Source organism: Shewanella surugensis, assembly GCF_023284005.1.
GTDB lineage: Bacteria > Pseudomonadota > Gammaproteobacteria > Enterobacterales > Shewanellaceae > Shewanella > Shewanella surugensis.
Genome location: NZ_JAKIKS010000191.1, coordinates 1 through 6,671 on the forward strand (window position 1 = coordinate 1; position 6,671 = coordinate 6,671).

The 6,671-nt window shown below is 36.9% G+C and carries 5 protein-coding genes and 1 pseudogene; 4 read left to right on the forward strand and 2 right to left on the reverse strand.

Going from position 1 to position 6,671, the window contains the following annotated elements; translation table 11 throughout:
- Positions 1-119: 119 nt before the first annotated feature.
- The 4 genes and pseudogenes from kwaB to L2764_RS25175 form a co-directional block, all read left to right on the forward strand.
- Positions 120-812, forward strand: a pseudogene (gene kwaB, locus L2764_RS25160) (anti-phage protein KwaB); the annotation flags it as partial.
- A 125-nt stretch (positions 813-937) separates the two neighbouring features.
- The gene (locus L2764_RS25165) at positions 938-1,930 is read left to right on the forward strand and encodes an HNH endonuclease signature motif containing protein (protein ID WP_248943110.1); all 993 of its coding nucleotides are present in this window, start codon (positions 938-940) and stop codon (positions 1,928-1,930) included.
- A 694-nt stretch (positions 1,931-2,624) separates the two neighbouring features.
- Entirely contained in the window at positions 2,625-3,098 is a 474-nt protein-coding gene (locus tag L2764_RS25170; RefSeq protein WP_248943111.1) for a hypothetical protein, read from the forward strand.
- 332 nt (positions 3,099-3,430) lie between these two features.
- Positions 3,431-3,769: a TehB family protein gene (locus L2764_RS25175; protein ID WP_248943112.1), complete on the forward strand. Its 339-nt coding sequence runs from the start codon at positions 3,431-3,433 to the stop codon at positions 3,767-3,769.
- Positions 3,770-4,012: 243 nt separating this feature from the next.
- Here L2764_RS25175 and L2764_RS25180 read toward each other — a convergent pair whose 3' ends face one another.
- Together L2764_RS25180 and L2764_RS25185 are read right to left on the reverse strand one after the other, a co-directional pair.
- Positions 4,013-4,759 (reverse strand): 5'-nucleotidase, lipoprotein e(P4) family, encoded by a 747-nt coding sequence (locus tag L2764_RS25180; RefSeq protein WP_248943113.1) that lies wholly within the window; start codon positions 4,757-4,759, stop codon positions 4,013-4,015.
- 601 nt (positions 4,760-5,360) lie between these two features.
- Entirely contained in the window at positions 5,361-6,347 is a 987-nt protein-coding gene (locus tag L2764_RS25185; protein WP_248943114.1) for a hypothetical protein, read from the reverse strand.
- Between the last annotated feature and the right edge of the window lie 324 nt (positions 6,348-6,671).

Genomic DNA, 6,671 nt, shown 5'->3' on the forward strand with positions numbered 1-6,671 from the left:
AGTTATACAAAAATTTCGATATTGATACAAGTTCTATATCATTGGTAATGTAAAAAATATCAAAGATTAAATATTAACCTAATTGTTGGTAATTTTATACTCGGGTACTTAAGCAATTCAATATTAGTGACGATGATGTCGAAAAAGTGACCGCGTTAGTTGTTGAAATTGGAAACAGCGAAAAACAGATTCTTCTTTATAAAACGATGGCTAGGATAAATATTTATGGGAGAAAAAGCTTTTTCCTTAAAAAGTCTAATGTTCGTTTTGAAAAAATCGATGATGAATTTTTTAGAATAAGTCCAAATTTCCAATTAATTCAAGTTGATGGTAGATTGATTGTTCTTGATTTAAAAACTATAGAAAAATTTTTTGGTTTTCAAGATGCAATAAAAAGAGAAGCAGAAGTCGGCATAGAAGCTATTGAAAGCATTTCGTTACTAGAAAACCCAGAAACTCTCCATGAGCTTGTTGAAGATATGACATTTGCTAGAAAATTAACTAGAGTTGCAAAAGCCTCCCCAGTCCTTAAAGCGGAAATCCCTAACAGCAAAATTATCGAATTTTGCAAAAAATTTCCAAATTTAAAAGGAAAAATGCGGTTCAATAGTGATGGGAGTAAAATTCAGTTAGATACTCGTAAATCCAAAGATTTATTTATGCAGATTTTGATGGATGACTTCTTAACTTCGGAACTAACTAATTTTTATTATACTAGCTTTACAAAGGACGAAGCAGAAGCTGATATTGAAACTCTCAATGAAGAAAGTACCCCTGAAAGTACAGAAAGCAACATTGTACAATTCGCATAGTTTTTAAATAAATAAGCATAATAATCTGTTAAACAAGGAAAAAAACAGTTGGCTTTTACTCCTTCTTCGCTAATTTTAATCAACTATTTTATTTCCTGTTAACAGGGCGTTAAGTGTGAATCTATATGAATCTACCTAAATATGCACAAGAAGAACTAAACAAAGGAAATTCTGTAGACAGATTCTTTTGTGTAAACTGCAATCTGGGTAGATATTTCGGTGGCTCAGATGACGAGTACAAATGCTTAAAGTGTGGCTCATCTGAAAAGCTTGAGGTTTCTAGGTCGTTAAATAGTAAAGAAAAAGATCAAATACGGGAGAGTTCTGGCGGAAAGTGTGCAAACCCAGGGTGTAGCGCTTGGAGAACACATATCCACCATATAGATGAATGGGCTATTTTTCACTCTGATGATCCGGAAATTTTGATCCCTGTTTGCCCTTCATGTCATGACCAAATTCATCATGGCGTAATACCAATTTCAAGAGAAACATTAATTCAGTGGAAAAACATTATTAGAAAAAGATCTATTCGCAATTTGCATATTTATGTTGAGCCAGGGGAGAATCTAAAGTTTTGTGCTGGAGGGCTTTGGTTAGCCAGTCCTCCAAACAAAATGGGACTGCATCTATTTGAATTTGCGCCAAATGTTAAAGTAAAATTCAATATACAAGGAAATAAAATATCACTTGTTGATATTTCAATTTGTGATATTAATGGAAATCTAGCAGTAGAGGTCTTAAGTAATTATATTGAGGTTATAGATCCAGATCTGATATGTGAAAAGCGTAATGGGCATGTGAAAATTTTCACGAATGATGTGGAAAAATATTTGCCCCTAGCTCTCGTTGCTAAAATGAAAGAGAAGGAAAATGGTTTTGCAAATGAAACCATTACAGTTCTAGAGATAGAAGTTTTAAGGCCGGGAGAAGTGGTTTTAAAAGGATGTTGGTATGATGATGGCCAGGCAGTGCTAATGACTGAAGGTGGATTAACTTTTGTGCCGCAAATGAGTTCACTAGTATCTGACAATCCTGAGTGTACGTTAACTTATACTGGAGATGTCCCCTTTTTTTCAAGAAAACCTCACGAGATTAAAATTAAAAAAAGAACAGAATAAAAAGCGTAAATCAAAGCGTAAGTCGGAAAAACTGGCTAGGAAAAAGAATAGATAACAGTAATACACACTTAACAAGGCGTTGAGCTCGAATCCAATTAAGCTGTGCTTGAAAAAGCCTAGCACAGTCGAAGGGAGCTAGGCCACCCATGATTATTTGCTGAATGAATAAGTACACTGCTTTTTCTTTGAGATCCCCATCGGAGTTGCCGAAAGTATTTTATCAGTCATCGCGTGAGTGAGGTAGGGATGCCGAGATAGACTTAGTTGAATCAGGGATGATGAATCTAAGGTGATAGTGATGACTTTTAATAAAATATTAAGGTACTTAACTTCGCTAGGGGTGGCAGGGCGATCCAAGAGGGAATTGCCGTTGATCCCCTCTTGGCCCAGTGTGGATGGGAATCCACGACCTTAGCTTGCGGCAAGCAATCGAAATACTTAAACAGGCGTAGTTATAATTGGAGTAGTTTCAATAAGATGTTAGAGTATTTCAATATTAAGAGTCCAAAGGTCGGCAAACGGTTTGTGCTGATTGATTGGTACTAGGGTCGTGTTGTTTAAATTAGGTAAAGAATGAGTGAATATATAACTGAAGAGCCGGATGCGGTCTTTTAATAACGGAAAGGCACGTCCGGATCCGTGTGGGCTCGGGTCAGTAATGGCTGCTTTACCACTATTGTGCTAGGAGCACAATTTGAATATTTATGATGAAGCAAAGGCATTTAGAGCAGCGTTACAAGTAGTTGTACTTGAAGGCGAAGGGATCCTAGATACACTTGATGGAGCAGAGCCTTTAAAAAATTTCCCGTCTGGTTCTTGTGGTGTCGTTTCTAACTTGTTTGCGTATTATTTATGTCAAAGTGGTCTTGAAGCAAACGAGATCTCTGTTGTTGTTGATCAAGATTCATTTCATTCTGTTAAAACCCATGCGTGGGTACAGCTGGGAAACAAATATATTGATTTGACGGCTAGTCAATTCCCTGAGATTACAGACAAAGAAATAGTGGTCCAAGATTCTCAGTCTTTAGGGTGGTTAGTTTCTTTGAAGAATCTTGCTGAGTCACAAGACAATGGTCATGTATATATTAACCATCCTGAACTACATACCGACTTGGCCGATTTTGAAGACCTTTACGAGCAGGTGACGCGACGCATAGTTCGCACATAACAGATAAAGATAGGCCGCTCGCAGCCGCGTCGCTGTTTTAGTCTAATAGATACTGACTAAACTTTCTCATGCTGTTGATTCAAGGTATTCTGAATTCGTTGCTGAATTAATGAGCATTGAAAACAAAAAAATAAACACTCAAGTTTTTTATTACCCATGGAAGTTGATATTGCTGGATTTTGATTGCTTTCTGTCAGGTTTGATTATGGTGGGTTATTGTTGCTCAGTAGTCGAATTCAACCGTTAGGCGTATTACTGATAATATGACTTGTGCTCATTAATAATGGGTGTATCTTTTAATAATTCACATGTGTTCAATTAAGCGATCTGTTATGGCATCTATCCCAAATGATTTTGTAAATTATAAATCAACGCCCATTTTTACCCCAGATAATATCCCCAAAATGTTCCTGCACTTACATAATACCCGAGCAGGTGTGTACGGTAAGATCAATGTTATTAGCGGGCAGCTAAAATTTTATGGTTTTACCGAAAGGCGCGGAGAAATAGAACAAGAAATATTGATTAAACAAGGTGATATGGCTATTTCACCACCAGAGTACTGGCATAAAGTTGAGTTTCTGACGGATGATACAAGCTTCAGTGTTGATTTTTATGCACAACAAGATTCTGATATTGTGACTGAAAACCGTTCGGAGCGTAATGAGTAAGGCATGAGTCGATGTCGCCACTACAAGTGTCTATCATCGTAATGACTGGTTTGTTTTAATGCCACTTCAACCTGTTACATTAATATACTGAGCACTTAGCGATTACTTTATGAGTATTAGGTTAAGGAAGAGTATTATTCATTTCCACATCACGTTTCAGGCTTATTTTTAGATGAGAACCCGACAATTTTAATCGTCGGGGTTTGTTGTGCGTATGACGCTCATTAAACTTTAAAAGTGGGCTTACTTTTCATCCCAAGATGTAAGGGGGGCTTGCATCCAAGAGCCGTAAGACGCGTTAGGCAGTACAAACCAATCTTTCCCTAGATGCTCAGATTGTTGCTTAACGAGGTTACGCTGGTATTCGGTCGATTTTTTGTTTTTAAAAGCGGCATCGAAATCGGCTAATGAGTCACCAAATAACATGATGATGTTGTAGTTTTCTCGAATAGAAGCGCGACGTACTTCTTTTGAACCGGTAAGCAATAACACATTATCACTGCTGACTTGAGGTAAGTTAAGTGCGTTTAGGCTGTTTAGTGTATCGGCTTTATTTTTTTGAAAGCGATCTGATACATAGAAAATTTTCACATCACGTGTGTTAACGTAATCTAAAAAGGTTTTTGCACCAGGAATAAGCGTTGGTTGTCCTTTTTGCTCCCAATCATTCCACGTATCCCATGCTGTAAAATCATGACAATTGTTCATATCACGGACCAGTAACGGGCTGTTGTCTATTACCGTTTCATCAAGATCTAATACTACCGCCATTTTTTCTGTTGATGTGTTATCGCGCAAAATCTGCTTAAAACGTTCAGTCGCAAAAGCGTAAGTTTGGATCTGTAGTGCGGTAATTTCGCCAGATTGTTGTTGGTAGCTTAGCGCCATGGCGTTTTCTTTGGCCTTACAAACATCATTATCGGTGGCAGCCAGTGCTGTGGTGTTAATAAGGGGAAGGCTAAGTAAGAGTGCTGCAATTGTTTTTTTCATAGATGAAAGACCTTTATTTTTTGCTGATAGTGTTAATATTAACGAATATCAACAATTTGGATTATGATGGAAAAACGAATGAAAACATTCAGCCTGATTGGCTAGATAATCAGAACTGTGGTTTTGGCTATCGCGATATTCATTGACTGTTGATTGTTGAACTGATTATAAAATTAGCTGTTTATTGTGATGTGAGAGAGCCCAATGATCGGTTTAGCGCTTTGGTGTGAATGGATACTATTTTGATCACTGTATGTCTCTGTGTGAAGAATTTTGAATCTTAGTAGCAGTAGTATTACATGATATTTTACATCGTTGCCCATTTTGAAAAAATAATCATGGATATCCTCATAGTTTTAGTCAGTTACGTTACTTAGGTTGCTTAATGGTTTTATTTTTGATTTTTGTTGTGACGCTTTGGGTGGGTGATTTACCGGTTTTGATTATGTTTTGCTTATGTATGGTAACAATTGGGCTGGGTTATTATTGAATGTCTTGAGAGAGCGAATAATAAGGAATGAACATTACTTTCACTCAAAGAAGCCATTATTATGATCTTTATACTCTTGTCATCTTCATGGTTTTTTATCGCTCCCAAGTGTTATGGGCAAGGTGAATAACAAGGGCCGTTCACAATATTCCCCGTTTTTTTATCCATATCTAAACTGGGAACGTCTAGATGTTTGCAATGCATCGCAGGATTGATTGCGGCAGAGATAACGTGGATATTTCTACAATGCAGGGTATTGCTGGATGCACTTAGACCGTAGTGAGTACTGTTTGGGCATTTAGATGGGATTTTTTTCAAAATTTCAGTGCATGCTTCAAAGGAGCCACCCAGAATGGCTTTTTTAGTTTTTGGATTTAAATAGCCGTTACATGCCTGAAATTGAGGAGTCAATGTTTCATCAGACTCAGCATAATCTTTACAGTAAGCACTTCCCCAAGAGTGCATCTTTGATTTGATGAGATACGCTGCATATTCAAGTCTAGTACTATAAAGTGCTTTGCAAATAACATCTGAGCTAGGATTAGTAATAGTATGGTTATACAAAGATTCTTGAGCTGAATTAGAGACTTCTACTTTTATTTTCTTTGGTAATGCAGCCCCTTTAGAAAAATAAAGTCGAATATCTCCCAATATTTTTACTTCTTTTTGATTAGATGTCACTGATATAAAAAGAGGAAAGTTGAAAATGACATCTTTATTTGGCGTCTCATCAATTAATATGTTTTGCACAAAGTTGCTAGGTAGAAGGAATGCTGCACTAAAGCCCCCTGCCGTTGCCTGACCATTAATATTCACTAAATATTCTATAATTTCGCCACGACCTTCCCATGTTAGGTTCGGTACTGAATCTGCTTGTATTTGAAATGTTTCAGGATTTTCTGTATTCTCAAATAACATTGTTATATTGCCGCAATTCAATGCGTCAGAAAGTTTAACTATGGTGTCGACTCTTTGCTCGAACAGTGTCCCTGAAGATTCAGGTTTTGGATTTTGTTCGGTATTGGGGTCGGTACACGATACAGAGCTCAATACTATTATCAGTGGTAATAGGCGATAGATTTTTAGAATATTGAGCATGTTATCCTCTAATATTAATTATATGTCTTTTTTTGTGACGCAGATAAAGATGAATTACCATATAAAGAAGCCGTTGTATGTGAAAAAGACCCAAGTTAAGGTGATGTGGTTAATGGATCATTTTTGCTTATTATGAGCATAGTTGATTTTGGTATATTTGCTGCGGACGAAGATTCGTTTCTGCTCTATTTGGGAGCAATAGGGCCTGATTACAGAGTTATTGTCAAATGTGGTGTATCAATGAATCGTGATGTTCTGTTTGATCTTGAGTGATCCGCTCACCATCTTTAAATTGAATACCTGATATGACATCAGCAAGCAGCT

Bases quoted from the DNA above. Each gene is read 5' to 3' on its own strand.
- L2764_RS25165 (WP_248943110.1), top strand. From the start codon at position 938: ATGAATCTACCTAAATATGCACAAGAAGAACTAAACAAAGGAAATTCT.
- L2764_RS25175 (WP_248943112.1), top strand. From the start codon at position 3,431: ATGGCATCTATCCCAAATGATTTTGTAAATTATAAATCAACGCCCATT.
- L2764_RS25185 (WP_248943114.1), bottom strand. From the start codon at position 6,347: ATGCTCAATATTCTAAAAATCTATCGCCTATTACCACTGATAATAGTA.
- L2764_RS25180 (WP_248943113.1), bottom strand. From the start codon at position 4,759: ATGAAAAAAACAATTGCAGCACTCTTACTTAGCCTTCCCCTTATTAAC.